General features: G+C 53.2%; 23 protein-coding genes. 15 read left to right on the top strand and 8 right to left on the bottom strand.

From position 1 onward, the window contains the following. Positions 1-25 precede the first annotated feature (25 nt). Positions 26-481 carry a DUF2247 family protein gene (locus QT397_01805; protein WNZ53767.1) on the bottom strand — a complete coding sequence of 152 codons (456 nt, stop codon included), beginning with the start codon at positions 479-481 and terminating at the stop codon, positions 26-28. Between the two features lie 285 nt (positions 482-766). Here QT397_01805 and QT397_01800 point away from each other — a divergent pair, with 285 nt between their 5' ends. The 6 genes from QT397_01800 (at position 767) to QT397_01775 (ending at position 6,857) form a co-directional block, all read left to right on the top strand. Further along, a complete protein-coding gene (locus QT397_01800; GenBank protein ID WNZ53766.1) occupies positions 767-1,876 on the top strand; it encodes an S-(hydroxymethyl)glutathione dehydrogenase/class III alcohol dehydrogenase in 1,110 nt (369 codons plus the stop codon). A gap of 129 nt (positions 1,877-2,005) precedes the next feature. Continuing rightward, positions 2,006-2,842: an S-formylglutathione hydrolase gene (gene fghA / locus QT397_01795; GenBank protein ID WNZ53979.1), complete on the top strand. Its 837-nt coding sequence runs from the start codon at positions 2,006-2,008 to the stop codon at positions 2,840-2,842. Between the two features lie 116 nt (positions 2,843-2,958). Beyond that, positions 2,959-3,249, top strand: a complete 291-nt coding sequence (locus QT397_01790) for an SCP2 sterol-binding domain-containing protein (protein ID WNZ53765.1) — start codon at positions 2,959-2,961, stop codon at positions 3,247-3,249. 180 nt (positions 3,250-3,429) lie between these two features. Further along, the gene (locus QT397_01785) at positions 3,430-4,284 is read left to right on the top strand and encodes a methyltransferase domain-containing protein (protein ID WNZ53764.1); all 855 of its coding nucleotides are present in this window, start codon (positions 3,430-3,432) and stop codon (positions 4,282-4,284) included. A 473-nt stretch (positions 4,285-4,757) separates the two neighbouring features. Beyond that, a complete protein-coding gene (locus QT397_01780; protein ID WNZ53763.1) occupies positions 4,758-6,215 on the top strand; it encodes a radical SAM protein in 1,458 nt (485 codons plus the stop codon). Beyond that, positions 6,216-6,857: a LysE family translocator gene (locus QT397_01775; GenBank protein WNZ53762.1), complete on the top strand. Its 642-nt coding sequence runs from the start codon at positions 6,216-6,218 to the stop codon at positions 6,855-6,857. It abuts the gene before it with no gap. A gap of 85 nt (positions 6,858-6,942) precedes the next feature. Here the strand turns inward: QT397_01775 and QT397_01770 are convergent, their stop codons facing one another. The 7 genes from QT397_01770 to QT397_01740 all read right to left on the bottom strand — a co-directional run bounded on the left by QT397_01770 (position 6,943) and on the right by QT397_01740 (position 13,532). After that, entirely contained in the window at positions 6,943-7,971 is a 1,029-nt protein-coding gene (locus QT397_01770; protein WNZ53761.1) for an agmatine deiminase family protein, read from the bottom strand. Positions 7,972-8,116: 145 nt separating this feature from the next. After that, positions 8,117-9,826, bottom strand: a complete 1,710-nt coding sequence (locus QT397_01765) for a methyl-accepting chemotaxis protein (GenBank protein ID WNZ53760.1) — start codon at positions 9,824-9,826, stop codon at positions 8,117-8,119. Positions 9,827-10,109: 283 nt separating this feature from the next. After that, positions 10,110-10,616 carry an SRPBCC domain-containing protein gene (locus QT397_01760; protein ID WNZ53759.1) on the bottom strand — a complete coding sequence of 169 codons (507 nt, stop codon included), beginning with the start codon at positions 10,614-10,616 and terminating at the stop codon, positions 10,110-10,112. A 13-nt stretch (positions 10,617-10,629) separates the two neighbouring features. Beyond that, on the bottom strand, positions 10,630-10,983 hold the full coding sequence (locus tag QT397_01755) for a metalloregulator ArsR/SmtB family transcription factor (protein ID WNZ53758.1): 354 nt from the start codon (positions 10,981-10,983) through the stop codon (positions 10,630-10,632). A 125-nt stretch (positions 10,984-11,108) separates the two neighbouring features. Continuing rightward, positions 11,109-11,939, bottom strand: coding sequence for a pyrroline-5-carboxylate reductase (proC, locus tag QT397_01750; GenBank protein WNZ53757.1), 831 nt, complete (start codon positions 11,937-11,939; stop codon positions 11,109-11,111). 3 nt (positions 11,940-11,942) lie between these two features. After that, positions 11,943-12,704, bottom strand: a complete 762-nt coding sequence (locus QT397_01745; protein ID WNZ53756.1) for an aspartate/glutamate racemase family protein — start codon at positions 12,702-12,704, stop codon at positions 11,943-11,945. Between the two features lie 129 nt (positions 12,705-12,833). Next, the gene (locus tag QT397_01740) at positions 12,834-13,532 is read right to left on the bottom strand and encodes a GntR family transcriptional regulator (GenBank protein ID WNZ53755.1); all 699 of its coding nucleotides are present in this window, start codon (positions 13,530-13,532) and stop codon (positions 12,834-12,836) included. Between the two features lie 207 nt (positions 13,533-13,739). On the opposite strand from QT397_01740, the gene QT397_01735 reads away from it, so the two are divergent. The 9 genes from QT397_01735 to QT397_01695 all read left to right on the top strand — a co-directional run bounded on the left by QT397_01735 (position 13,740) and on the right by QT397_01695 (position 25,237). Beyond that, positions 13,740-15,431, top strand: coding sequence for a thiamine pyrophosphate-binding protein (locus QT397_01735; GenBank protein ID WNZ53754.1), 1,692 nt, complete (start codon positions 13,740-13,742; stop codon positions 15,429-15,431). 175 nt (positions 15,432-15,606) lie between these two features. After that, positions 15,607-16,575: an enolase C-terminal domain-like protein gene (locus QT397_01730; protein ID WNZ53753.1), complete on the top strand. Its 969-nt coding sequence runs from the start codon at positions 15,607-15,609 to the stop codon at positions 16,573-16,575. After that, positions 16,572-17,813 (top strand): FAD-binding oxidoreductase, encoded by a 1,242-nt coding sequence (locus QT397_01725; GenBank protein ID WNZ53752.1) that lies wholly within the window; start codon positions 16,572-16,574, stop codon positions 17,811-17,813. Before QT397_01730 ends, QT397_01725 begins: the two co-directional genes overlap by 4 nt. Before the next feature lie 33 nt (positions 17,814-17,846). Then, complete coding sequence (locus QT397_01720; GenBank protein ID WNZ53751.1) at positions 17,847-18,827, top strand: TRAP transporter substrate-binding protein; 981 nt, start codon at positions 17,847-17,849, stop codon at positions 18,825-18,827. 64 nt (positions 18,828-18,891) lie between these two features. Then, positions 18,892-19,425, top strand: a complete 534-nt coding sequence (locus QT397_01715) for a TRAP transporter small permease subunit (GenBank protein ID WNZ53750.1) — start codon at positions 18,892-18,894, stop codon at positions 19,423-19,425. 5 nt (positions 19,426-19,430) lie between these two features. After that, on the top strand, positions 19,431-20,744 hold the full coding sequence (locus tag QT397_01710; GenBank protein ID WNZ53749.1) for a TRAP transporter large permease subunit: 1,314 nt from the start codon (positions 19,431-19,433) through the stop codon (positions 20,742-20,744). Positions 20,745-21,749: 1,005 nt separating this feature from the next. Beyond that, positions 21,750-22,124, top strand: a complete 375-nt coding sequence (locus QT397_01705; protein ID WNZ53748.1) for a hypothetical protein — start codon at positions 21,750-21,752, stop codon at positions 22,122-22,124. Positions 22,125-22,203: 79 nt separating this feature from the next. Further along, positions 22,204-23,928: a type I secretion system permease/ATPase gene (locus QT397_01700; protein ID WNZ53747.1), complete on the top strand. Its 1,725-nt coding sequence runs from the start codon at positions 22,204-22,206 to the stop codon at positions 23,926-23,928. Beyond that, positions 23,921-25,237 (top strand): HlyD family type I secretion periplasmic adaptor subunit, encoded by a 1,317-nt coding sequence (locus QT397_01695; protein WNZ53746.1) that lies wholly within the window; start codon positions 23,921-23,923, stop codon positions 25,235-25,237. The genes QT397_01700 and QT397_01695 overlap by 8 nt, the downstream gene beginning before the upstream one ends. Positions 25,238-25,312 lie beyond the last annotated feature (75 nt).

Here is a 25,312-nt window from a genome sequence, read left to right as displayed (position 1 = left end):
CTTCGCATATTCATCCTGTTGATGATCACCTATGGTCGTTTAGTTGCTGTTTCTCCATTTTGGTAATGAGATCCTGCGCAGCTTCGATAGGGCAATGTTTACTTGCCGAATAAATTGAGCAGTTTTCCATGTCAGCTGGATAATCAAACTGTGAATAGAGCTGTTGCAATCGGTCTATCTTCTCCTGATTTGGAATGCAGGAGTAAATCAATGATTTCAGTAAGACATATCTCCAAATTTCGGAAACTGAAGCTTCTTGATTTTCCTGCGCTGTGAGAGCTTTCAAAGTGGAATAAACAACTTCACTTTCATAATACTCAGCAGCACATATGATGCTTTGCTCTTTCCCAAGGACGTCTTCAACTACCCACTTAGTGGCAAGCTCCGAGAGTTGTTTACGGTCGATAATGTCATGTTCAAAACCATATAAGAGCAACTGCCAACTTATTTTTCCTGACTGAAACAAATGATCTTCAAACATTGCCCTCTTCCACCGTTAACTTGCATCGGTTTTGCAGGACCTTATTACGGCTGATGTCTCAACGTTGAGAAATAATGCTCTGTGCACTCAAAAATGTTGTTTGTTAGGAACTTTCATCTCTAAGCAAAACTCCTGAATTGGCTGATGCAATTCGCGTCTTTGCGCGTTATAAGTTGTGGGTGCAAGTTTGGTGGTGACACGCGGGAGGTGTGCGCCACAGTCAACAACTTTGGGGAGGGCCTGCCATTTTCGGTGGGTCGATTACAAGACGTATAGGTTTAAAATATGGATACACGCGCCGCTGTCGCTTATAAAGCCGGAGCCCCTCTTTCCATCGAAACGGTTCAGCTAGAAGGCCCGAAACCCTTTGAGGTTCTGGTTGAAATTATGGCAACTGGCGTATGCCATACGGATGCCTTCACCCTTTCCGGTGATGACCCTGAGGGTCTGTTCCCAGCCATTTTGGGCCACGAAGGCGCTGGCATCGTGCGCGAAGTTGGCAAAGGCGTGACCTCGCTGAAGCCGGGTGATCATGTGATCCCACTTTACACGCCAGAGTGCCGCGAGTGTGAGTACTGCCTCAACCCAAAAACCAACCTGTGTCAGTCCATCCGCACGACACAGGGCGCAGGTGTAATGCCGGACGGCACCAGCCGTTTCTCCATCAATGGTGAGAAAGTTCACCACTACATGGGCACCAGCACCTTCTCCAATTTCACCGTTCTGCCAGAGATCTCCCTTGCGAAGATCCGTCAGGATGCGCCGTTCGATAAGGTCTGCTACATCGGCTGCGGTGTGACCACAGGCGTTGGCGCTGTGATCAACACAGCAAAGGCAGAGCCAGGCTGTAAAGCTGTTGTGTTCGGCCTCGGCGGCATCGGTCTTAACGTTGTGCAGGGCCTTCGTCTGATTGGTGCAGACCAGATTGTTGGCGTGGACCTGAACCCTGCCAAAAAAGACCTGGCTGAAAAGTACGGTATGACCGACTTCGTGAACCCGAAGGAAGTTGAAGGCGATCTGGTACCTTACCTTGTTGACCTGACAGGCGGCGGTGCGGATTACTCCTTCGAGTGTATCGGCCACCCAACCACCATGCGTCAGGCGCTAGAGTGCTGTCATAAAGGCTGGGGCGAGAGCATCATCATCGGCGTGGCCGGTGCTGGTCAGGAAATCTCCACCCGTCCGTTCCAGCTGGTCACTGGCCGCTCGTGGAGAGGCACTGCATTTGGTGGTGCGCGTGGTCGTACGGATGTGCCGAAGATCGTGGACTGGTACATGGATGGCAAGATCGACATTGACCACATGATCACCCACACCATGCCTCTGGAAGAGATCAACACGGCGTTTGATCTGATGCATGAAGGCAAGTCCATCCGTTCGGTTGTGACGTTCTAGAGCCTTCCTCTGTTTTTCGTATTGATAAGGTCTAAGCGGGCATCCGACCTGCTTAGACCTTCATTTTAATGCGTATTCTTTTCCGAAAACCGGAGCCGCTTTTCGGGAATGCGCTGTAAGAGAGCTATTATGATTGAGCTGATCCAAAGCTGGCGCTGTTTTGATGGCGAGCAGCGCGTTTACCGCCATGACAGCAAGTCCACCGGCACGCCAATGGAATTCGCCGTGTTTCTGCCGCGCCGCGCGCTGAACGGCGAAGAGTGCCCTACCCTGATGTTCCTCTCCGGCCTCACCTGCACCTGGGAGAATATGGTCACCAAAGCAGGCAGCCAGCGTGCTGCGGCTGAGATGGGCATGATCATCGTTGCGCCTGATACATCCCCACGCGGTGATGACGTGGCGGACGATGACGGCTGGGACATGGGCAAAAGCGCTGGCTTTTACCTGAATGCCACGCAGGAGCCATGGGCTAAGCACTACCGCATGGAAGAGTACATCACGCAGGAGCTGCCAGAGATTCTGGAAGAGCACTTCCCGATTGACCTGAGCGCTCTGGGCATCACCGGCCACTCCATGGGCGGTCATGGTGCGTTGACCCTTGCGATGAAAAATCCGGGCCTGTTCAAAAGCGTTTCTGCCTTTGCACCAATCGTGAACCCGATCAACTGCCCATGGGGTGAGAAGGCATTCTCCGGTTATCTGGGTGAAGATCGTTCCACCTGGGCAAACTATGATGCGTGCGAGCTGGTGAAGTCCCGCGGCTGGAAAGGCCGTATTCTGATTGATCAGGGCTCCGCTGATGGCTTCCTAGAAGAGCAGCTGAAACCTTGGGTCTTTGAGAAAGCTTGCCGGGATGAAGGCGTTGATCTGACCCTGCGCATGCATGGCGGATATGATCACAGCTACTACTGCATTGCGTCCTTTATGCAGGACCATATTGCATGGCACTATGACGAATTGGTCTAGCAGTTTACGTATACTAGACCTTTGAGGCGCTTGTTATCACCACAGATAGTGGTTAAGTAGCTGAAATAATTTGGAGGGTTTGCCCTCCCGAAACAGAAAAACAGCCAGAGGATCAGATGTCCGAATTCATCCAGAAGATCGTATCCGGAATCAACGACAAGCTTGATGGCGTCGATATGTCAAAGTCTATCGCGCTCAACATCAAGGATGAGGGCTCCATCATCGTTGATGAAAACGGTGCGCGTGCAGAAGAAGCAGAGGCAGATTGCACAATCTCTTGTTCTGCAAAGACCTTCAAAGGTTTGGTGGATGGTTCCGTCAACCCGATGACGGCTGTGATGATGGGCAAGATCAAGATTGGCGGTGACAAGATGGTTGCCATGAACCTGGGCAAGATCCTCGGCTAAGCTGATCCAGCTTCTGTTCTTGAGAACCCCGCTTCTTCGTGAGGCGGGGTTTTTCTTTGCCTTTTGACAAGACCTCTCAACAGACTGATTACAGTTTTCGGAAGATCAGCCAGACTGCAGGGGGCTCCTTAAGTGTTTTATGGCCAACTGCGCTCACCTGAAATCATAAGGGCGTGAGCTATGGGCAATGACATTGGCGATAACAATCACTTTAATCCCGTTGTAGATATTATTTCTGACTTTTTTCAGCTCAACAACGCATTGGATCTGGAAGCCTCGGGCAAATACGATGAAGCCGCAGAAGCTTTTGAGAAGATGTTGCGCAATGACCCAGAAGACAGTATAGGCGCCGCCCTCCATCTGGCAGCCATTGGTAAAAGGGATGTTCCCAGCAGTATGCCCGAAGCCCACATCCTGTCGCTGTTTGGTCAGATGTCCGGAACCTACGATCAACGTCTTCTGGAAAACCTGAAGTATGCCATTCCAGAGAAAGTGGGCGAAAGATTTGCTACGCTTGGGCTCGGGCCTTTCAAGCGCATGCTGGATCTTGGCTGTGGGACCGGCCTTTGCTGTGAGGTTCTGAAAGAACAAGTCACTCACAAAACTGGCTTAGACCTTTCTGCAGAGATGCTTGAAAAAGCGCGAGAGAAAGAGCTCTACGATGTCTTGCACGAAGAAGAGATCACGCGGTTCCTAAAGGCAAACCGCAATGAACCTTGGGATCTCGTCGTCTCAACTGATGTTATTCCGTACAACGGCGAATTGGATGAGATGTTCTCGCACATCGCGGGCAGCATGACACCTGATGGCATCTTTCTTTTCTCAAATGAGGTCCAGCCGGAGGAAAACTTCAATGGTGAGCCCTACCTGATGGGCAAGCACTGCCGCTATGCTCACTCACTGGACTACATTCAGCGCCTGCTGATGCAAAACAATCTGGAACTGCTTGATCGCACTGAAATGATAATCCGGCTTGAACACGGCAACCCAATCACCGGGCAACTGGTGATCGCCATAAAGATGTGTGCTGAGTAGCCATAGGCCACGCCGCGTTTTTAGGTCCAGTGACCAACGCATTTTCTGTCAAATGAAGATTTTTGGAGAATGTAGATCTTCAGTTTTGATGTGATGAGTTTCGCTTTTGAGAAACACCAAAGCATTTCTCAGCTGTCGGATACTCCTTGTTTTGGCGACATTCGCTGAATTGCCCATTCCGCGATCTCTGATCTTATAGTCTTAGCAGTCACACTTCGTTTCATTCCAGTAACTAAGGTGCCATGAGCTTAGAAATGTCCGCTCGGAGATGCTTTTCTATTATTAATAATATTAGGTATATTGCTTATTTGTGTTTTGCTTTCATTTGGTGAATTGCGTTCTCTTCTGCTTCTGTTAAGTCATTGTGGGGATTAGATTATTTCACTGTATAATATATCTCGTATAATTGCTTTATATGCCTCTGCGTTAATAGGATCTCACCCGAAACTTTTGATCTAAGTATTGGGTGATGAATGGTTGATCTTCGTAAAGGTGATGAAAGTCTTTTAAATACCCGTTTCCACTACATGGCGCGCAACACGATCGATTACTGGATGGTGGCGGACAGCAAAAAGCTGAGTGAAGCGGAGGTCGTGCATTCAATCGCCTCTGCCCCGGTAACGGAGCAGACAACCTTTCAGTTGTACCTTCATATTCCGTACTGCGCACAGAAATGCTCGTTTTGTGCATTCTCTGGTGGCAACACGTTAGATTTTGCTGATGCGCGTGAGTACATCGCGCTTTTGATCAAACAGCTCGATAAGATCCTGCAGATCACACCCGCCTATGGGCAAAAGCGTATTCGGTCCGTCCACATCGGTGGTGGCAGCCCAGATCTTGTGCGCGGCCAGATTGGCAAGCTTCTGTCTCATGTGCGCGGGCTGGACGGGATCGATGACAACACCGAGATCGCCATTGAATGTGCCCCTTCAACAACCAAACCGGACTTTCTGGATGAGCTGATCGCCCACAAGGTGACCAAACTCAGCTTCGGCGTGCAAAGCATCAATCCGCAGATCAGAGCCAACGTGCGATTGCCGCGTTCCATGCGAAAAGTGGAGGAACTCTGCGAGTATGTTGCCGGGCAAATCCCGATTGTGAATGCTGATTTCATCACGGGCCTACCGGGGCAAACACTGGCCGATGTGGAAGCAGATCTCAGTTATGCTCTGAAACACCCGGTTATCAATGCCGTCAGCACCTATCTGCTGACACCGGGGGCTGCCCCTTCTCTGGTGGCTGATGTGAAAGGGGAAAAGGTGCCGCATGTGCCTACGCATAAAGAACAGGCGGTGATGCGGCTACATTCCTACAGCACCCTGCAGCAAGCAGGCTGGGTGCGCCGGGGGACCAACACCTATGTAGACCGGGCCTCGGTTGACCAAACAGTTCTGGATCACCTACCCGGCAATGAATGCATTGGGGCGGCGCACTACGATACCTTCCTAATTGCAGCAGGCGCGCAGGCCATTGGCTCTGCCCCGGGCGTGCGATTTGAGAACACCGTCGATATCAATCACTGGAAGGCTGCCATTGGCAATGGTGAGTTCGGCTTCAACCTGAGAAAGTCGGCATTGCATCACCAGAAGGATATGTCCCTATGGACGTTCCCGTTGTTCTATCAAGGCTTGAAAAAAGACAGGCTTCACGCAATGATCGAAGATGGGGATGTTGATGCATCCCAGCTCTCCACATTGCAGGACCTGATTGATGAAGCTCTGGTTATCGAGAGCGATGAGGACTATCGCCTTTCCATATTAGGGGAGGTGTTCATGGGCCACATCGTTCGGCTTCTTAAGAAAGAAGAAGGCCAAAAAGTCATTGATGAGTACATCCATGAAGGTTTCAAAATTGGTGAGGCGATTCATAGCGGTGTGATCAATTCCGACAACACCGCGAATAACCGTCAGAATGTTACTGAAAGAATTTAAATGAGTGTCGACCAACTCATCCTGTATTGCATCGCGATTTTTTCTGTCTCGATCATTCCCGGCCCCAGCATGGCTCTTGCTTTTACAGAAGGAGCCCGGGGCGGTGTGAATGGCGTCGTTCCTCCTGCTTTGGGGAATGTCACCGCCTCCCTGGGGCAGGCGCTGATTGCGTTTTTCGCCTTCCGCTCGGTGGTGTCACTTGAACCGCGCGTTCTGCTGACAGTGCAAGCGGTCGGTGCGCTTTATATCGCCTATATCGGATACATCTTCATCCGCCACGGCGGCAGCTTTAAGCTGGAAACGGATGGGGCAGAGAAGCAGCTTTCCAAGGCGAGCGAAGGATTTCAGACCGGTTTTTTAATCGCGTTCTTCAATCCCAAGGCAATCCTGTTCTTTGTGGCGCTGTTCCCGCAGTTCGTGAACAGTGAGATCGCGACCAATGCCGGAGCATTGAGTTCCGTGTTTCTGCCAATCGGGCTGATCGCACTCATCTGCTTTATGGTCTACGGATTTCTGGGGCAGCTGTCCCTTCAGGTTTTCGATGAGAGCAAGGTGTTCAACTGGATCGTGCCGGGGCTCGGTGGGTTTCTGGTGCTCACCGCAACGCTGGGTCTTCTGGATGCACTAGGACAGCTATTCTGAGTCAAGCAGTGCGGCAGCTGTCTTAGCAAGTTGCCGCTTGCCTGGAAGAAACCCCGCCTTGGCCCATGAGGCGGGGTTTTGCCGTTCAGTTTTGCAAGAATGCCTGTGCGGCTTTGCCTTTCAGCTGCAAGGTGAGGCAGCGGACGGAGCCGCCGAGTTTGCAGACGGAATTGGCTGGCACCGGAATGACTTTTTTGCTGGTGTTGGCCTGAATGGTCTTCATCACCTTGTCGCTGTTTTTGTCGCCAAAGTGCGGCATGTAGATGAAGTTGCTGGTCATGGTTGCGTTGACGTTGACACCACATGCGCTGGAAAGGTTCGTCTCATCCCAGTTGGCATCCACGTCTACGATCTTGATACCTGGGAATGAGATTTCCAGTTCCTCCAAAATCTCAGAGTACATCGGCTCGTCATAGCGATTGAGGATGAGGGTGTTTTCTTCCGCAAACATCACCATGCCATCACTGTGGGCCATCACCTCTTCATCTGGAGGCAGGATCGCGACTTCCTTCGCATTCAGCAGTTCTTTCAACACAGTCTTGCCGTCTTCGTAGGAAAGATCGTTGTCCTCCAGAAAACGAGTGGTCGTGATCACGCGGCCTGCGTGGTTGTCGACGATGTTGCCGCCATCCAACATGTATTTTGTCTTGCCAAACTTCAGGCCCCTCGCCTCTGCAAAGGCGTTGAAGCCATCCTGCATTTCATCTGCAACGGCCTGATTGCCTTCAAATGTGACGGGTGTGTAGCGAAACTGAACCGGTTTACTTGGATTGATGACGGTGTAATCCCGCGCCCAGATGTGTGGGAGATAGTCATTGATGATAATCTCATCCGGCACCTTGCCCGCAAAGTAAGGCCGGGTCTGCGCATCCACGACGATCCGCACTTCGTCGTTTCCATAAACAGCGTTTGCGTAGGCAATGTCGAAGTCCACGATGCCCTGAAACAGCTCCGCATACTCCGGGTCATCATAGGTGTCGCTGATGGACGGTGCTGCAATGACGATCAGGTCTTGCCCTGCCGCGTAAGAGACTGTGTTCAGCGCCAGCATCGCACTGGCACTTGCCAGCAGTGAGTACCCGAGCAGTTTGATTTTTGATTTGAGTTTCTTCATGTGTGCCCCCAACAGGTCAATCAATACAGTCGGTTATAGAAACGGGCAAGTGAACGCCGGATGACCAACCCTTCATCAGAAAAGAAAATGGCCGCATTCACACTTGAAAAATGCGGCCATTCAGATTTGATGGATACGCGCGCGATCAGGCTGCGCGGATGTCTTCCATGAAGGAGTTGATGGTTTTGCGCAGGCGAGCTGCATTGTCAGCCACTGCCTGAGAGGCGTCCAGCACCTGCGAAGCAGCTTCCTGTGTCTCGGTCACCTTCACAGAAACCTCGCTCACATTGTGCGCTGCGCTGCGGGTGCCCTGAGCGGCCATCTGAACGTTTTCGCTGATCTCCATGGTCGCAGAGCCCTGCTGCTCAACAGCGTTTGCGATGGAGGTCGCGTGCTTGTTCACTTCGCTCATGGTGTCACTGATGCCCACGATAGCTTCCACGGTCTCCTTGGAAGAGTTCTGGATGCCGGAGATCTGTGCGGAGATCTCTTCTGTGGCTTTGGAGGTCTGCGTTGCCAGCTCCTTCACTTCAGAAGCCACAACCGCAAAGCCTTTGCCCATCTCACCGGCGCGAGCTGCCTCGATGGTGGCGTTCAGGGCCAGCAGGTTGGTCTGTTCAGCAATGTCGCGAATGAGGTTGACCACTTCGCCAATCTTCTGCGCTGCGCTGTCCAGAGCCTGAACCTTCTGGCTGCTCTCTTCTGCGCCGCTTGTCGCTGCACCCACCACGCGGTTGGTTTCACCCAGCTGACGGCTGATCTCTTCGATGGAAGCGCTCAGCTCTTCAGCTGCCGTTGCAACGGTCTGCACGTTGGCGGAAGCTTCTTCAGAAGCATCACGGGCGGTGTTGGAGCGAAGCGCAGAGTCTTCGGCAATGCCGGTCAAGCGGGTTGCAGTGTGTTCCATCTCCTGCGAACGCTGATCAACGCTCTGCAGGGCTTCAGTCACCTCAGCGCCAAACTGGCTGAGCAGGTTCTCGATCCGGCTTTGACGCTGCTCACGTGCGCCGTGCTCTTCGTCGCTCTGTTCCTGCAGGCGAATGCGCTCAACGTTGTTCTGGCGGAGCACTTCAATCGCCTGTGCCATCTCGCCGATCTCATCTTTGCGATCGGAGTAGCCAATCTTGATGTCCAGCTTGTTCTCAGAGAGGTCACGCAGGGCACACGTCATGGCCGGGATTGGTTTCAGCATCATCTTGAAGCCGAAGTAGGCCAGCAGAACGAGAACAATTGCCAGACCTATAGCGGCGTAAAGCAGGTTCCAGGTGACGTGATCAACCTGTGCTTCAATGTGAGATTTTTCAACGCCCACATAAAGAATGCCAGTAACACGGTTGTTGCTGTCAAAAATCGGCTGATAGAGCGTGTAGTACGCCATACCGAGAATGTTGGCTTCGCCGCGGAAGGTTTTTCCAGACTTGATGATCGGATAAACAGCACCGCCTTTGCCCAAAGGTGTATCAACAGCGCGCTTGCCTGCTTTGTTCTTGATATTGGTGGTTTTGCGCCAGTAATCCTGGTTGGAGTCATCCCACACAAAAACAGTGGCAGTCTCACCGGTCAGGTGACCGATCTGATCGACAAGATCATTATTAGAAAACTTCAGCGGATCACTGATGATGATCTTGGAAACATTCGTGTTGTGATCCAGCTTAACGGTCGCTGATGGGAACTCCTGCTGGAGCTGCGCCGCCGCAATACGAAGATTGATATCGTGACGTTTGTCCACTTCATCGCTCAGCGTACCCCAGAGTAAAAGGTCTGCGGCCAACACCAGAATGCCAGTTGTCAGGACAATGGCAAATGAAACTGCGAGAGCGATCTTTGTGGTGAGTTTAATACCGGAAAAGTGCATTAGTGCCCCATAAATATTCTTATTTTCCGCTGCGGGTATTTTCTAAGAATACCACTGTTAGTTTTAGGGGTATGGCGGACTTACTAATAACAAATTAAATTTTGATCTATTCCGCTCGGTAATATGCAGAAATATAATCAGAACAATTACTTATAATGTTTCCGATAGGGCAGATTTCTGCGTAAAAACTGCTTACCTATGCGTCAAAAGACCTCAATCAACCCAAAGAAAAACCCCGCCTCTTAGGGAGAGGTCGGGGCTGAGGAGAGGTCTCCAATCCACCCTACGCCGTCAAACTTGCCTGAAGCTCGGCGAGGAGGTCTTCCAGGAGGGCCATGCCGGCGTTCCAGCCTTTGTTCATGCCGCTGATGGCAGCTTCGAAACAGGTGATTTCGGCTTCGGTGGCATCATGGGGCACCCATGTAAGGCGGAGGTTGGTCTGGTCGCCGTTTTCCTCGAAGGTCACGGTGGTCAGCAGAATGCGTGGCCAGTCAGGCATCATGGGATTGCCTGCGACCTCCCAGTTTTCATCAGCATTGGAATGAAGCCAAACGAGCTTTTCAGGCTTTGAGACTTCGATGTACTCAGCACGTTGGTAGTTGGAGTTGTCACCCCACTTCATTTCGTGCAGCCAGAGGCCGCCCTGCTCCACATCCATCTTATGCGGAATGCTCTCCACGTTTGGGCCATACCAGCGGGAGACTAGATCTGGCTCAGTCCATGTGCGCCAGACCAGTTCGCGTGGGGCGTTAAAGGTGCGTTCCAAAACATAGGTTGGTAGTTCGCTCATTCCCATTCCCTCCTCAACTCTCGGATTTCTTCAATTCCTCCAGAAGATCATCCAGCTGATCGAAGCTGGTTGACCAGAACTTGCTAAACTCTTCCAGCCATTTGACGGCCTCACGCATGGGTGCGGCTTTGAGCCGGGCCGGACGGCGCTGTTTGTCTATGGCGCGTTCAACCAGCCCTGCCCGCTCCAGAACCTTCAGATGCTTTGAGACTGCGGGCTGGCTCATGCGAAATGGCTCAGCCAGCTCATTGACCGATGCCTCCCCACCCGCGAGCCGTGTCAGGATCGCGCGGCGGGTGGGGTCGGCCAATGCTGCAAACACGGCATCAAGATTTTGGGGCTGGGGTGTCTGGTTTAGTTGTTGCATAACCGTATGGTTATATAAGAATCGAAATTGGTCAAGCCTGTTTCTGACAGTTGCGGGAGAGTAAAAGAAAACCCCGCCGTCCTGATGGAAAGCGGGGTTTTAAAACTCGGCGAAATCAGAGGTGCTTAAGCCAGTTCCTCACTGCGCTTCTTGGCTGCTGCAACAGCGCGGGAAAGAAGTGGTGGCATGCCGTTGTCTTCATTCATGAGCACATCCAAAGCAGCGGCTGTTGTGCCGTTTGGAGATGTCACGTTGATGCGCAGTTGAGATGGGCTGTCGCTGGCATCTTCTGCCAGTTGCCCTGCTCCGCCAACGGTGGCTTTTGCCAATTGCATGGCCAGCTCTTCTGGCAGGCCTTGCTCGGCACCCGCTTTGGCAAGGCACTCAATCAGATGGAACACATAGGCCGGACCGGAGCCGGACACAGCCGTCACAGCATCCATCTGGCCTTCATTTTCTAACACCACAGTCTGGCCAACAGCAGCGAGCAGTTCCTGCGCCATGGCCAGATTATTATCTGAGCAATGGTTGTTTGGAATGAGTGCGGTGATGCCGCGGCCAATGGCTGCCGGTGTGTTTGGCATGGCGCGCACGATTGGGCTGCCTTCTCCCACCAGAGAAAGAAGCGTATTCAGGTTTGTGCCCGCTGCAACGGAAATGAACACTGTTCCGCCGCCACCCAGAGCAATCACCTGAGGGGTTGCATCGCCCATCATCTGTGGCTTCACGGCCAGAATGCAGACGGCCGGGTTTGCTGGCAATGTCTTGTTCAGGTTCAGGCCGTGATCTTCCAGTGACCGGAGCCAGTCAGATGGATAAGGGTCAATCACGGTGGTGCTGGACGGCAGAACGCCTGCTTCCAGCCAACCTTTTAGCATGGCCGAGCCCATCTTTCCGCAGCCAAGCAAAACAAGGCCGTTTGTGTTTATCTCTTCAATCTGACTAGGCTTGGACATCGATTAATTTCCGTAGGTCGCTAAATTCAAACGCGGGTCATCCAGTTCCAGCGGGAACTTACGCGGAACCAGACCGGATTGGAACCAGTTCACGAAAGTGTAGATGGAATATACCGGCAAACCAGTGAGTTTGCGGATGTCATTGGCGTAGGGCACCATGTTGGTGCATTCCAGCACAATCGCGCCGATACCTTCGTTTTTGGTCACCAGTTCAGCGGCAGCGTCCAGCAGATCAAGGCGGGCATCTTCAAAGTTGATGGCGTTATAATCATCCAGCACTTCGCGGGTGAAGTTGCGTAGGCCATCCGTACCAACGATCACTGTATCTTCAGGTGCACCAGCTGCTTTCAGGTGCTCCTTGGTCAGCGTTTCTTTGGAAATGGTGATGACGCCAACGCGCTTATTCTTTGGCAGAAGCTGCTGCACGCTTGGGATCTGCATCAAAGAAGAGGTGGCAACAGGTACGCCAAGGGCTTCCTTCACCTGATCCTGAATAAGCGCCAGGAACCCGCAGTTGGTGGTGATGCCGTCACAGCCCATGCGGACCAGATCGCGGCCTGCTTCAATAAACTCATTCACCAGCTCACGCGGGTCGTTGCGCACCACCTTGTTCGGGGTCGCGCCGCGCACCACGCGATAATGCACCGGGAACGGCCATGTCTGCGCATTGCCAATATCGCCGTAAATACGCGGGAACTTGGTCTCCAGCATGAGAATGCCGACCGAGGCACCAAATACGGTCTTGCCTCCATACTCAACGGACATAATTCAAAACCTCTTCCTTAAATTTGGGGGATCAAAGCAGCCGGAGTATTGGGGATCCTCAGGCTGCTTTGCTCTTGGTTTTCCGCGTACCCTCCCCCCGAAAGCAAAAAGCGCCTTCGGGAGTACGCGTTAATCGGCTGGAACGTAGAGCTGCGAGTAGGCGATGCGCACGGCTTCGGTGGCCTCGTCGCGGCGGCGTTCGATATGATGGCGCATGGTGGAAACGGCTTTGTCTTCGTCCCGGTTGATCAGGGCGGTCAGCACCACACGGTGGGCCGAAAGCTGGGCTTCCTCCTGCGTGGAAACAGGGGTCTTGCCGCGCAGGTATTTCAGGTCGACAAGACGAATGTAGCGCACGCGGTCATTCAGATTTTCCAGAATGCGGACCAGCTCGTTGCTTTGAGACAGAGCAGCGATGCGCATGTGATATGCCTCGTCCATGCTCAAAAGCTCCATGGGATCTTCGCAGCTGTCGTAGTCCGGCTCCGTGGATTTGAGGAACTCCATCAGATCCTGAAGCTCCTCATCACTGGCCCGGCGGCAAACAAGGCGGACAATCTCCGTCTCGATGGCGACACGCGCTTCATAAAGGTCAAGAATAAGCTTCGGGCTCAGCGGGCGGCAAAAGAAGCCGCGGCCACTCTGGAACGTGAGGAAGCCTTCTGCCACGAGTCGATTCAACGCCTCGCGCAGTGGTGTCCGGCTTGCACCCAACTCTGTGGATAACGCGCTCTCGTTGATACGGGCATCCGGCTTAAACTCAAAATAGGCCGCCATTTTCCGTAGTTTTTCGTAGATGCGGTCCACGTTGCTATCAGCTTTTGTCATTCCAAAATCGCTCTCAATCCTGCCGCTGCAGGCCCCAAAAATCGGCTCAGCACTTACCACGTCATATGCGAACTGTACATTCCATTTGACCTGCGCTCAATATTGAATATGGTGCTGTATACAATTTTGAGTGCAATCGATTCTGCATTCTTTCGGGTTTAGTAAATTGCCTGCTTAACGGGTGGGACGGGTCTGATAGGTGACACTGTGACGAATAAGATGAATGGTGCCGAAGCCATGGTAAAAATGCTGGAGGCTCAGGGCGTTCAGCACATTTTCGGTCTTTGCGGCGATACAACTCTGCCGTTCTATGACGCGATGTATAAGCTTGATCACAAGATGACCCACGTTTTGACCCGTGATGAGCGCTGCGCCACTTACATGGCGGATGCGTATTCACGAGTGACTGGTCGTCCGGGTGTGTGTGAGGGGCCATCCGGTGGTGGCGCCACTTACATTCTGCCGGGTCTGATTGAAGCTTCTGAAAGCTCCTACGCGGTGCTTGGCATTACAACGGACATTTCTGTTGCCTCATACGGCAAGTACCCGCTGACTGAAGTTGATCAGGAAGCGCTGATGCGTCCGCTGACCAAGTGGAACACCGTGATCAAGCGTGCAGATCACATTCCTCGTATGGTTCGTAAAGCCTTCCGTGCGATGACAACCGGTCGTTCCGGTGCGGCCCACCTCGGCCTGCCCTACGACATTCAGTATGATGCCGTTGACCCTTCCGACATCTGGGCCGATCAGCAGCTCACTTCTTATCCAGCTTACCGTCAGGCTCCGGCTCCGGGTGCTGCAGAAGCGGCTGTCGATGCGATCCTTTCTGCAAAGAAGCCTCTGATTGTTTGTGGCGGCGGCGTTGTGATTGCAGGCGCAATGGAAGAACTGGACCGTCTGGCAACCCGCCTCGATATTCCGGTCGCAACCTCCATCTCCGGTCAGGGCTCACTGGCGGAAACCCATCCAAACTGTGTGGGCGTCGTTGGCTCCAACGGTGGTACGGATGAGACATGGGAAGCGATGGCAAACGCGGATCTCGTGGTGTTCATGGGCGCCCGTGCCGGTTCCACCACCACCTCCCGCTGGGAAGCCCCATCCGCTAAAACTCGTGTGGTTCACTTTGATAATGACCCGATGGTGATTGGTGCGAACTATGAAGTTGAAGTTGGCGTTGTTGGTGACCTGAAACTATCACTGGAGCAGGTCAACGCGGTTCTTGATAAGCAAGATCAGGGCGCAGACACCTTTGGTGGTGCCGCTGCTGTGGCGGACATTAAGAAGCGTAAGTTCGAGATCTTCAATAAGCTGGCCCAGAGCGGTGAAGCGCCAATCCGTCCGGAGCGTGTGATTGACGCCATGATGAAGGTGTTGCCGGTGGATGCGACTGTCATCTCTGACCCAGGCACCTCCTGCCCTTACTTCTCTGCGTATTATCAGCTGCCGCAGTCTGGTCGTCACTTCATCACTAACCGTGCGCATGGTGCTCTGGGCTACTCGCTCTCTGCTGCGCTGGGGGCTTGGTATGGCCGTCCAAGCAGCAAAGTGGTTGCGATGATGGGTGATGGGTCCTTCGGTTTCACCTGTGGTGAGCTGGAAACGGTTTGCCGCTCTCGCGCGCCAATCACTTACATCGTGTTCTCCAACTCCAACTACGGCTGGATCAAAGCGAGCCAGTATGCGGACACAGATGCACGTTACTACAACGTAGACTTCAACCGCACTGATCAGGCTGCCGTTGCTGCGGCTTATGGCGTGAAGAGCTGGCGCGTTGAAAACCCGGATGATCTGGAACGCGTGCTCAAAGAGGCGATTGAACATGACGGTCCAACACTGATTGATGTTGTGACCCAGCCTCTTGAAGAAGCAAATGCACCTGTACGCCGCTGGATGGGATAAGAGCCATGAACGCAGAACAGAAGATCATCGGCATGGATGTTTGGCACGTACAGTTGCCCGTCAATGCCCGCCGCGACCATGGCATCGGCTCCGTTGAGCATGCCGTAGACATCATCATCCTCCGCTTAACGGCGGAGGGAGGTGAAAACGGCTGGGGGAAGCATCCCCTTGGTCCGTGTTCACCGGCTCTGCTGAAGCAAGCTTCGCAGCACTGGACCGCTACATCCGCCCACTCGTTGTTGGCCGCACCATTGGTGAGCGCGCCACGATCATGAAGGATGCTCAAAAAGCGGTGGCCCATTGCACGGAAGCAAAAGCAGCGCTGGAATCTGCCCTGCTAGATCTTCAGGGCCGAATCTCCGGATTGCCAGTCTGGGCGCTTCTGGGCGGCAAATGCCGTGATACCATTCCGCTTTCCTGCTCTATTGCTGATCCTGATTTCGATCGTGATCTGGCATTGATGGAGCGTTTGAAAGAGGATGGCGTGCGCATCATCAAACTCAAAACCGGCTTCAAGGGACATGAGTTTGATATGATGCGTATGGAGCACCTACGCATGAACTATCCTGAGTTTTCCATTCGCGTGGATTACAATCAGGGCCTGCACCACGATTCTGCCCTAGCGTGCGTTCGTGACATTGCGACTTTTCAACCAGATTTTATCGAACAGCCGGTTGCTCATAACCTTCGGGAACTTATGGCAACTATCCGAAATTCCATCGATGTGCCGCTTCTGGCGGACGAAAGCATCTTTGGGCCAGAGGATATGCTGACCGCGATTAAGATGGGGATAGCTGATGGCGTTTCAGTCAAAATAATGAAGACCGGAGGCTTGACTCGGGCTCAAACCGTGGCCCGCATGGCTGCAACTGCAGGTATGAGCGCCTATGGCGGCGACATGTTTGAATCTGGTCTCGCCCACCTCGCCGGAACGCACATGATTGCTGCAACGCCAGAAATCACTTTAGCTTGTGAGTTTTATCAGGCAAAATACTTCCTAGTAGAAGACCTTATGGAAACGCCATTTGAAACCAGAGGCGGCGATGTGATCGTTCCGCAAACGGCAGGCTTGGGAGGGCGGCCGGATCTGGAAAAAGTCGAGCACTATGCGATTTCCAAGAGTGCGGTGATGGGGGCTGCATGAATAAAAATAATGTCGTTGTCATCGGCGCAGGGATTGTAGGTGTTTCAGCAGCTTTATGGTTGAAGCGTGAGGGTCATGATGTGACCCTCATCGACAAGGGCGAACCTGGCATGGGGGCGTCCTTCGGCAATGCCTGCGTTCTGGCGAGCTGCTCCGTGGCGCCTGTCACAGCGCCGGGTCTCATTCTCAAAGGCCCAAAGCTGCTGCTGGATCCAAACTTTCCGCTGTTTTTGCGCTGGAGTTATCTGCCGAAGCTGGCGGGTTGGCTGACACGCTATCTGTCACACGCAACGGATAAGGAAACCCGCCGTATTGCGCAGGGCCTGACCCCGATTGTGGGCGACAGTGTAGACCAGCACCATGCATTGGTGGACGGAACCAGTGCTGAAAAGTGGCTTCAGGAAAGCACCTATAGCTTTGCCTACAACGACAGAGCCGCATTTGAAGCAGATGCGTACACCTGGGAACTGCGCCGCAATGCCGGCTTTGTGCCGGAACTGATTGAAGGTGACGCAGTTCATGAGATGGAACCAATCCTGAGCAAAAACATCAAGCTGCTGGCTTTGATGCGCGATCACGGGTTCATTCAGGACCCAGGCGCTTATGTGCAGGATCTGGTGAAAGTCTTCACCGAAATGGGCGGCACGTTTGTGCAAGCTGAGGTGAAGGACTTTGAGTTGTCGGGCGGTTCAATTTCAGCCGTCATGACCGACAAAGGACGTTTTGAATGTGATCGCGCGGTTCTGGCAACCGGCGTCTGGTCCAAGCCTTTGATGAAGAAGCTTGGTATCAAGGTGCCGCTGGAAGCTGAGCGCGGTTACCACATCCTATTTAAGAACCCGAGCGAACAGCCGAACCAGCCAATCATGGTTGCCTCTGGCAAGTTCGTGGCAACGCCAATGGCACAAGGTTTGCGCTGTGCTGGTGTTGTTGAGTTTGGCGGGCTGGAAGCTGGTGCCTCCAAAGCACCTCTGGCCCTGCTACGGAAAAAGGTTCGCGAGAGCTTCCCGCATCTGGAAGCGTCAAGCGAAGAGGAATGGCTGGGCTTCCGCCCTGCGCCATCGGACAGTCTCCCCCTCATCGGTGAAGTGGGCAAGAGCGGTGTGTATGCAGCGTTCGGACACCACCACATCGGCCTGACGGGCGGTCCAAAAACCGGGCGGCTGGTCTCTGATCTGATCAGCGGAAAACGCCCCAATAACGATATAAGCCCTTACGATCCACAGAGATTTAACTGAGGGCATCACTAATTTTCTTGGAGGAGAGTACATATGAAGAAGTCTAGTCTACTGGTTACCTTGAGTATTTCCGCTATGGCGTTGGGGGCAACAGCCGCTTCTGCTGAGAAGTGGGATCTGCCAATGGCGTACTCAGGGTCCAACTTCCACTCTGTAACAGGTGCAGAATTTGCAGCTTGTATTACGTCCGGTACTGGCGGTGAAATCGAAGTAACCACTCACCCGGGCGGCTCCCTGTTCAAGGGCGGCGACATCAAGCGTGCAATTCAGACCGGTCAGGTGCCAATCGGTGAGCGTCTGCTTTCCGGTCACCAGAACGAAAATGCCCTGTTCGGCGTGGATTCTGTTCCATTCCTTGCAACATCCTTCGATGATGCGGCCAAGCTCTGGACTGCTGCAAAGCCAGCTCTTGAGAAGGTTCTTGGCGAACAGAACCTGACCCTGCTGTATTCCGTGCCATGGCCACCACAGGGCCTGTACTTCAAAAACGCAGTCAACTCTGTTGCTGATATGGAAGGCATCAAGTTCCGCTCTTACAACACCGCAACTGCGCGTCTTGCTGAGCTGACAGGCATGCTGCCAGTTTCCATTGAAGCTGCTGAGATTTCTCAGGCGTTCGCAACCGGTGTTGCTGACTCCATGGTCTCCTCCGGCGCAACTGGTTACGACCGTAAAGTTTGGGAAAGCCTCAACTACTTCTACGAAGTGGATGCATGGCTGCCACGCAACTACATGCTCGTAAACTCCGATGTCTGGGCAGGTGTTTCTGAAAAGAACAAAGGCATCATTCAGGCATGTGCAGCAACTGCAGAAGCTGATGGTCTCAAGCGTTCTATCGACTACACAAACTTCACCCTTGATGGCCTGCGTGAAGGCGGCATGAAGGTTGAAAAAGGTAGCGATCAGATGAAGGCTGACCTTCAGGAAATCGGCGCAACCATGACCGCTGAGTGGCTGGAAGCAGCTGGCGACGATGGCAAAGCTGTTGTCGATGCATTCAAAGCAATGAAGTAATTCGTTCTTTGGCCGGAGCCGCCGTGCGCGGCTCCGGCTTTTCTTTTTCTGGAGGGGGAGAACAATGAAGCTTACACGCGCACTGCGCTTGGGCCTTGATGGGATCTACAAGACGGCTGGAGTTCTCTCAGCGCTCTGTCTGATCGCCATTCTTGGGCTCATCGTTATGCAAATGCTGGCTCGCTGGACCGGAGAAGTCTTTCCCGGTGCTGCAGAATATGCTGGCTATGCAATGGCTGCGGCCAGCTTTATGGCGTTCGCAAATGCCTTGAACAAGGGCATTCACATTCGAGTTTCCATTCTACACCAGATGCTGGGCAAGACCGCGCAGCGCCTGCTGGAAATCTGGTGCTTTGCCATCGGCACAGCCACCATGTGGTACTTCGTGTACTACGCTCAGCGGTTTGTATACTGGTCGTGGAAGTTTAACGACATTTCTCAGGGTCAGGACAGAACACCACTGTGGATGCCACAGAGCTTCATGCTCATCGGCGCTGCGATCCTGGCAATTGCTCTTACAGATCATCTGCTTCAACTCATTTTCACTGGCAAGCACCGTGTTGCGCCGGAACTTGAAGAAGCAGTTGCGGGAGAATAAGAGCAATGGAAAATATTAGTATCATCATCCTGTTCCTGTTTGTCATGTTCACCCTGCTTGGCACCGGCGTCTGGGTCGGTCTGGCGTTGATGGGGGTGGCATGGGTCGGTATGGAACTGTTCACCACCCGCCCTGTTGGCGACGTGATGTTGACGACCATCTGGTCCTCCTCCTCCTCATGGACACTGACGGCTCTGCCTCTGTTCATCTGGATGGGCGAGATCCTTTACCGAACGCGTCTCTCGGAAGACATGTTCCGCGGCCTTGCCCCATGGATGGCGCGCCTGCCGGGCGGTCTGGTGCACACCAACATCGTGGGCTGTACCGTGTTTGCGGCGGTCTCCGGGTCTTCAGCTGCAACGCTGACTACCGTTGGTAAGATGTCCATTCCGGAACTGCGCAAGCGTGAGTATCCGGAAAAGATGATCATCGGCACGCTCGCAGGTGCAGCAACGCTGGGTCTAATGATCCCGCCGTCCCTGACGCTCATCGTGTACGGTGTGACCATCAACGAGAGTATCTCCAAGCTGTTCTTTGCAGGCATTGTGCCGGGTATCGTGCTGGCAGGCATGTTCATGGCGTATGTGGCGATCACCTCTCGTGTGTCCTCTAAGTGGAACCCGACCGAAGAGCCACGCATGAGCTTTTCTGAGAAGCTGGCAAACACCCGCTTCCTGCTGCCGGTGATCCTGCTCATTCTGGTGGTGATAGGCTCCATGTACCTGGGCTTTGCCACGGCGACAGAGGCAGCGGCCTTTGGTGTGATCGGCAGTCTCATTCTGGCGGCTTCCCAGGGCTCACTGAACTGGAAGAGCTTTACGGAAAGTCTGATGGGCGCAACCTACACCTCCGCCATGATCGCGCTGATCCTTGCCGGTGCGGCGTTCCTTTCCCTTTCCATGGGCTTTACCGGGCTGCCGCGTGGGCTGGCGGACATGATCGCAACGCTGGAGCTGTCCCGCTTTGAGCTGCTCATGGTGCTGCTGGTGTTCTATATCATCCTCGGCATGTTCCTTGATGGCATCTCTTCTGTGGTGCTGACCATGGCTGTGGTGGAGCCAATGATCCGTCAGGCAGGTATTGACCTGATCTGGTTCGGTATCTTCATTGTGGTGGTGGTTGAGATGGCGCAGATCACGCCGCCTATCGGCTTCAACCTGTTCGTGCTGCAGGGCATGACCAATTACCAGATGGGCTTCATCGCGCGTGCTGCGTTCCCGATGTTCCTGATCATGGTTCTGATGGTCTTCGTGCTCATCGCGTTCCCAGAGGTTGCCACATGGCTGCCTGAGAACATCCGAAGCAGGCCTGGGGGCTAGCTGACGCCCCTTCCCTAAGTGCTGATTGAATGATGCCCCGATCTACGAAAGTAGGTCGGGGTATTTACTTAGGGTAAGCAATCAGAGGTTCAATCGTCAAATTTGGTTAAACCATTAAGTGCGCACAAATGCAGGTTTTCTCATTTCTAGATTTACGGATTTGTGCTTCTCGCCTGACACTATTATCGAGTTTGATCGCCCTGATTTGCCGTTGTGCGGTCACTTTTAAGGTAAATATATGACCTTAACGGCACCTTTGTGATATATTTTCACCATAAAATGAGTGCCAGTCTCATATTTTTTGTATTGACAGACATATGAGTGTGACATGCATCACAAGTGTTATGGTAACTTACTCAAACGTAATGTCTTTTTTATCGATAAATTTTTATGTAAGATAAAACAAATATACCCTAAGTATAAAAATTTTGATATTTAAGTAATACCTAGAGTTGTAATTGCACTAAACATTTGGATAACATTTATTCTAGATCTAAAAGTATAAAAAGCCCTGCCACATTTCCGCCTCAATTGGGGCGAAATATTGAACTCAGATCAGGTCACCTCCCAAAATGGGGGCGTGTAACTGGCAGATTGCATCGTATCTGTATTGTGTACTCAAAGTGGTATGATGAGAAATCTGCAATTTATGCATAGGGATTTGATCAATGCTTCAGGTAACTGAAGTTCGTTGGGTGACACTAAACGTTACTCAAAACGTTTGTCGCTATGAGGCATGCTCGTTATGAGCATTTAGCGAAGCTGGGAGGCTAGGCTATGACGTATATTCGTAGTGTAGACTTGCATTCTGAATGCGGCATTAGCAGTGTTCGGGTGCGCCCAGGGACTTTCCTGACATAGAGAACCGACTTGGGTTGGGACCCTTTGTAGCTATCACCACAAGTGTAGCCATCTGAAGGACCTCCTGCCAGCGGTATCACACCAACAATTCAACCTCACTGACTCTCGGAGCCTGCTTCGGGACCGGTGAAACGCATCTAACTATTGTCTGAAAGGGATAAAGACATGGGCTGGTGGAATCCATTTAAAGCAATCGCAAACGTAGTAACCAAAGCCGTAAGCGCGGTTATTGAAGGCGTATCTACAGCTCTTGGCGAGCCTGAGCTCGGCAAGAAGATCGCTGGCGTTTTTGAAGCTGTGGTTGACACTGTTGTTGACGTTGTTGTGGACATAGCCGTGGGGGTTGCCACATCCAACCCTGTTACTGCTGTAGTCAACGTCATCACCAATATCGCTGAAGGTGCGAAGGACATCTATGATGCCCTTAACCCTGCATCTGAACCTGTAGAAGTTGCTGCTGCAGACGCTCCTGTTCTGGAAGGTGCAACAGACTACGGTTCTGATGACATGCTGATGTAATCAGTAGTGTTCGGGCGCCACGAGCTTGGGTGTGGCGCCCGAACCAACCCAGCAAGGAAACAGCGGGCTGGAGGCTATTTTGGGTAAGCAATCACAAGAACATACATCCTACATTTCAGAGGCATTCCGGAAACTCTACCGGGCATTCTGGGGTATCGGTGGCATCAGCATGTTGATCAACCTGCTTATGTTGACGGGCCCTTTGTTCATGCTGCAGGTGTATGATCGCGTCTTGTCCAGCAGCTCCGTGCCAACCCTTGTTGTTCTCAGCCTGTTTGTGGCAGTGCTCTATATCTTCTACGGAATTCTCGATGGTCTGCGGAACCGGCTGCTGCTGCGTGTTGGCCAGCATGTCGATGAGCAACTGACCGGCCTTGCCTTTGAGGCGTCCACCCGCGTTCCGCTGGTTTTGGGGGCTGAAGGCGAACGATCCAGACCTGTCAGCGATCTGGACTCCATTCGTCAGTTCCTGTCCGGCTCCGGTCCATCTGCTATCTTCGATATGCCCTGGATGCCACTTTATCTGGGCATCGTGTTCCTGTTCCACCCGCTTCTGGGCACCACCGCGCTGATTGGTGCGCTGCTCATCTGTGTTCTTATTGCGCTGAACGAGTTGTCATCTCGTCGTCCGGCTGCAAACACAGCGGTTGAAGCGAACAAGCGGACCACACTGATTGAAGCCTGTCGGCGCAATGCGGAAAGCATTGAGGCCATGGGCATGATTGACCACCTGCGCGACCGGTGGGAGGACAACAATGATGTCTTCCTTGGCCGGCAGCGGGCAGCGTCTGATCGTTCCAACATCTTCACCACCATGATCAAGACCCTGCGGTTCATGCTGCAGTCCGGCATCCTTGGTCTGGGCGCGTGGTTGGTGATCCAGCAGGAAGTCTCCGCCGGTGTTATGATCGCATCGTCCATCATGACCGCCCGTGCGCTGGCTCCGGTTGAGATGGCCATCGTCAACTGGCGCGGGTTTGTCGCCGCCAGAGTTGGCATCGCCCGGCTTCAGGAAATCTTCGTGTCTCAGGTGAGACCAAAACAGCGGGTCTCCATTCCGTTCCCGCAAGAATCCGTTTCGATTGAAGGGCTGTTCTGTGGTCCAATCGCTGCCAAGGAAGCGTTTGTCAAAAATGTCTCTCTGGAGCTGAAAGCAGGCGATGGTCTGGGCATCATCGGTCATTCCGGGTCCGGCAAATCCACGCTGACCAGAGCCATGGTCGGCATCACCAATCCGTTGAAAGGCTCTATCCGTTTTGATGGCGCTGAACTGGACCAGTGGAGTGCGATGGATCGGGGTGATTTTATCGGTTATCTGCCGCAGGACATTCAGCTCTTTGACGGCACTATTGCGGAGAACATCCAGCGGTTCAAGCCGGATCAGGACAGCGACAAACTGATTGAAGCTGCGCGCATGGCGAACGTTCACGACCTGATCGTGAGCCTGCCAGAAGGCTACAACACCGTCATCGGCGCAACGGGCAATGGCCTGTCTGGTGGTCAGCGTCAGCGGATTGCACTGGCTCGTGCGCTTTATGGCAATCCGTTCCTGATCGTGCTGGATGAACCAAACTCCAACCTGGATGCGGAAGGCGAAGCAGCGCTGACAAATGCGATCCACGACATGCGTGAGCGTGGTTCCATCGTCATCGTGGTGGCGCACCGTCCGGCGGCAACCTCTGCCGTAGACCAGATCCTCGTCATGAATGAAGGTGAAGCAGACGCTCTGGGTGCAAAAGACAAGATCATGAAGCAGGTGATCGCTCCGCTTCGCAAGCCGCAGGAGGTCGTGTTAAATGGCTAGAAACACAGATAAATCCTACGATCTCGGCGCCAGCATCTCCCGCCACTTGCGGGTTGGTGGTTACCTCGCGGCCCTGCTGATTTTGGGCGGAGGCACATGGTCCGCCGTGACTGAGATCTCCGGCGCTGTTGTTGCCCCTGCCACCATCGTGGTGGAGACCAGCACCAAGACCGTGCAGCACCGTGACGGCGGCATCATCAACCAGATCCTCGTCAAGAACGGTGACTTTGTGAAGGCTGGCGATCTGGTTCTGCGGCTGGATGATACCCTCACCCGTTCCAACCTTGCGGTTCTGACCAACCAGCTTGATGAGCTCTATGCGCAGGAAGCGCGGCTTACCGCTGAGATTCAGGGACGGGATGAAATCAGCTTCAAAAAGCGTGCGCAGAGCCCACTGCATCGTGCGCATCTGATGATGATTGAAGAAACCCAGCGCAACATGATGGAAGCGCGGCAGAAAAATCATCTGAGCAAGAGAGAACAGCTGCAAACCCAGATCGTCCAGTTTGAAAAGCAGATCGGCGGTTTGATCCGCCAGCGGGATGCCAAGCAGACTGAAGTGGATCTGGTCAATGCAGAGCTGGGCGGACTTGAATCCCTGCGCAAGAAGAAACTGGTGACCGAGTCCCGTGTGATGGCCTTCCAGCGCGAGCGCAGCTCTCTGGAAGGTGAGCTCGGTGGCATCATTGCTCAGATTGCCCGTTCAGAGGAAGCCATCAGTGAGCGGCGGGTCATGATCCTGCAGGCTGATGAGGAACTGCGCTCCAACAATCTGGAGCAACTGCAGCAGACACGGGCTCAGATTTCCGAGCTGGAAGAACGGCGTATTGCAGCGCAGGACGAACTCCGGCGCACAGAAATCCGCGCACCGCAGAATGGCAAGGTGTTCGATCTGGCCGTTCACACCATCGGCGGTGTCGTCATGGGCGGCGAAGTGGTGATGAAAATCGTGCCGGAAGAAGATCAGCTGATCGTGGAAGCCAAGGTTCAGCCGGTTGATGTGGACCAGATCGGCCCGGATCAAGAAGCAACCATCCGTCTGCCTGCTTTTGACAAGCGCACCACACCAGAGCTGAAAGCACGGCTGAAAACCATTTCGCCTGATCTGGTTGAAGACCCCAGAACAGGCAGTACCTACTACCTGGCGGAGCTGGCTATTCCGGAGAATGAGCTGGAGCGTTTGGACGGTAAATCTCTCATTCCGGGCATGCCGGTTGAGGCGTTCATCAAGACAGAAGACCGGTCCGTTCTGTCTTATCTGGTCAAACCAATGATGGACCAGATTGCGCATGCGATGAGAGAGACCTGATTCACCTGGGATTGATCCGAGTGTATCTGCGAATGATGGGTGTTCGCACAGATATGCCTCTAATGCCATAGATCC

This window comes from Microbulbifer sp. MKSA007, from assembly GCA_032615215.1.
Taxonomy (GTDB): domain Bacteria; phylum Pseudomonadota; class Gammaproteobacteria; order Pseudomonadales; family Cellvibrionaceae; genus Microbulbifer.
Note: the sequence above shows the minus strand (reverse complement) of the source record. Positions and strands in the feature narration are given on the sequence as shown.

What these genes read in the sequence shown, in the direction of transcription:
- QT397_01785 (WNZ53764.1), top strand. Translation starts at nt 3,430, where the DNA reads ATGGGCAATGACATTGGCGATAACAATCACTTTAATCCCGTTGTAGAT.
- QT397_01800 (WNZ53766.1), top strand. Translation starts at nt 767, where the DNA reads ATGGATACACGCGCCGCTGTCGCTTATAAAGCCGGAGCCCCTCTTTCC.
- QT397_01780 (WNZ53763.1), top strand. Translation starts at nt 4,758, where the DNA reads ATGGTTGATCTTCGTAAAGGTGATGAAAGTCTTTTAAATACCCGTTTC.
- QT397_01765 (WNZ53760.1), bottom strand. Translation starts at nt 9,826, where the DNA reads ATGCACTTTTCCGGTATTAAACTCACCACAAAGATCGCTCTCGCAGTT.
- QT397_01740 (WNZ53755.1), bottom strand. Translation starts at nt 13,532, where the DNA reads ATGACAAAAGCTGATAGCAACGTGGACCGCATCTACGAAAAACTACGG.
- QT397_01760 (WNZ53759.1), bottom strand. Translation starts at nt 10,616, where the DNA reads ATGAGCGAACTACCAACCTATGTTTTGGAACGCACCTTTAACGCCCCA.
- QT397_01770 (WNZ53761.1), bottom strand. Translation starts at nt 7,971, where the DNA reads ATGAAGAAACTCAAATCAAAAATCAAACTGCTCGGGTACTCACTGCTG.
- QT397_01725 (WNZ53752.1), top strand. Translation starts at nt 16,572, where the DNA reads ATGAATAAAAATAATGTCGTTGTCATCGGCGCAGGGATTGTAGGTGTT.
- QT397_01805 (WNZ53767.1), bottom strand. Translation starts at nt 481, where the DNA reads ATGTTTGAAGATCATTTGTTTCAGTCAGGAAAAATAAGTTGGCAGTTG.
- fghA (WNZ53979.1), top strand. Translation starts at nt 2,006, where the DNA reads ATGATTGAGCTGATCCAAAGCTGGCGCTGTTTTGATGGCGAGCAGCGC.
- QT397_01775 (WNZ53762.1), top strand. Translation starts at nt 6,216, where the DNA reads ATGAGTGTCGACCAACTCATCCTGTATTGCATCGCGATTTTTTCTGTC.
- proC (WNZ53757.1), bottom strand. Translation starts at nt 11,939, where the DNA reads ATGTCCAAGCCTAGTCAGATTGAAGAGATAAACACAAACGGCCTTGTT.
- QT397_01755 (WNZ53758.1), bottom strand. Translation starts at nt 10,983, where the DNA reads ATGCAACAACTAAACCAGACACCCCAGCCCCAAAATCTTGATGCCGTG.
- QT397_01695 (WNZ53746.1), top strand. Translation starts at nt 23,921, where the DNA reads ATGGCTAGAAACACAGATAAATCCTACGATCTCGGCGCCAGCATCTCC.
- QT397_01710 (WNZ53749.1), top strand. Translation starts at nt 19,431, where the DNA reads ATGGAAAATATTAGTATCATCATCCTGTTCCTGTTTGTCATGTTCACC.
- QT397_01745 (WNZ53756.1), bottom strand. Translation starts at nt 12,704, where the DNA reads ATGTCCGTTGAGTATGGAGGCAAGACCGTATTTGGTGCCTCGGTCGGC.
- QT397_01720 (WNZ53751.1), top strand. Translation starts at nt 17,847, where the DNA reads ATGAAGAAGTCTAGTCTACTGGTTACCTTGAGTATTTCCGCTATGGCG.
- QT397_01790 (WNZ53765.1), top strand. Translation starts at nt 2,959, where the DNA reads ATGTCCGAATTCATCCAGAAGATCGTATCCGGAATCAACGACAAGCTT.
- QT397_01715 (WNZ53750.1), top strand. Translation starts at nt 18,892, where the DNA reads ATGAAGCTTACACGCGCACTGCGCTTGGGCCTTGATGGGATCTACAAG.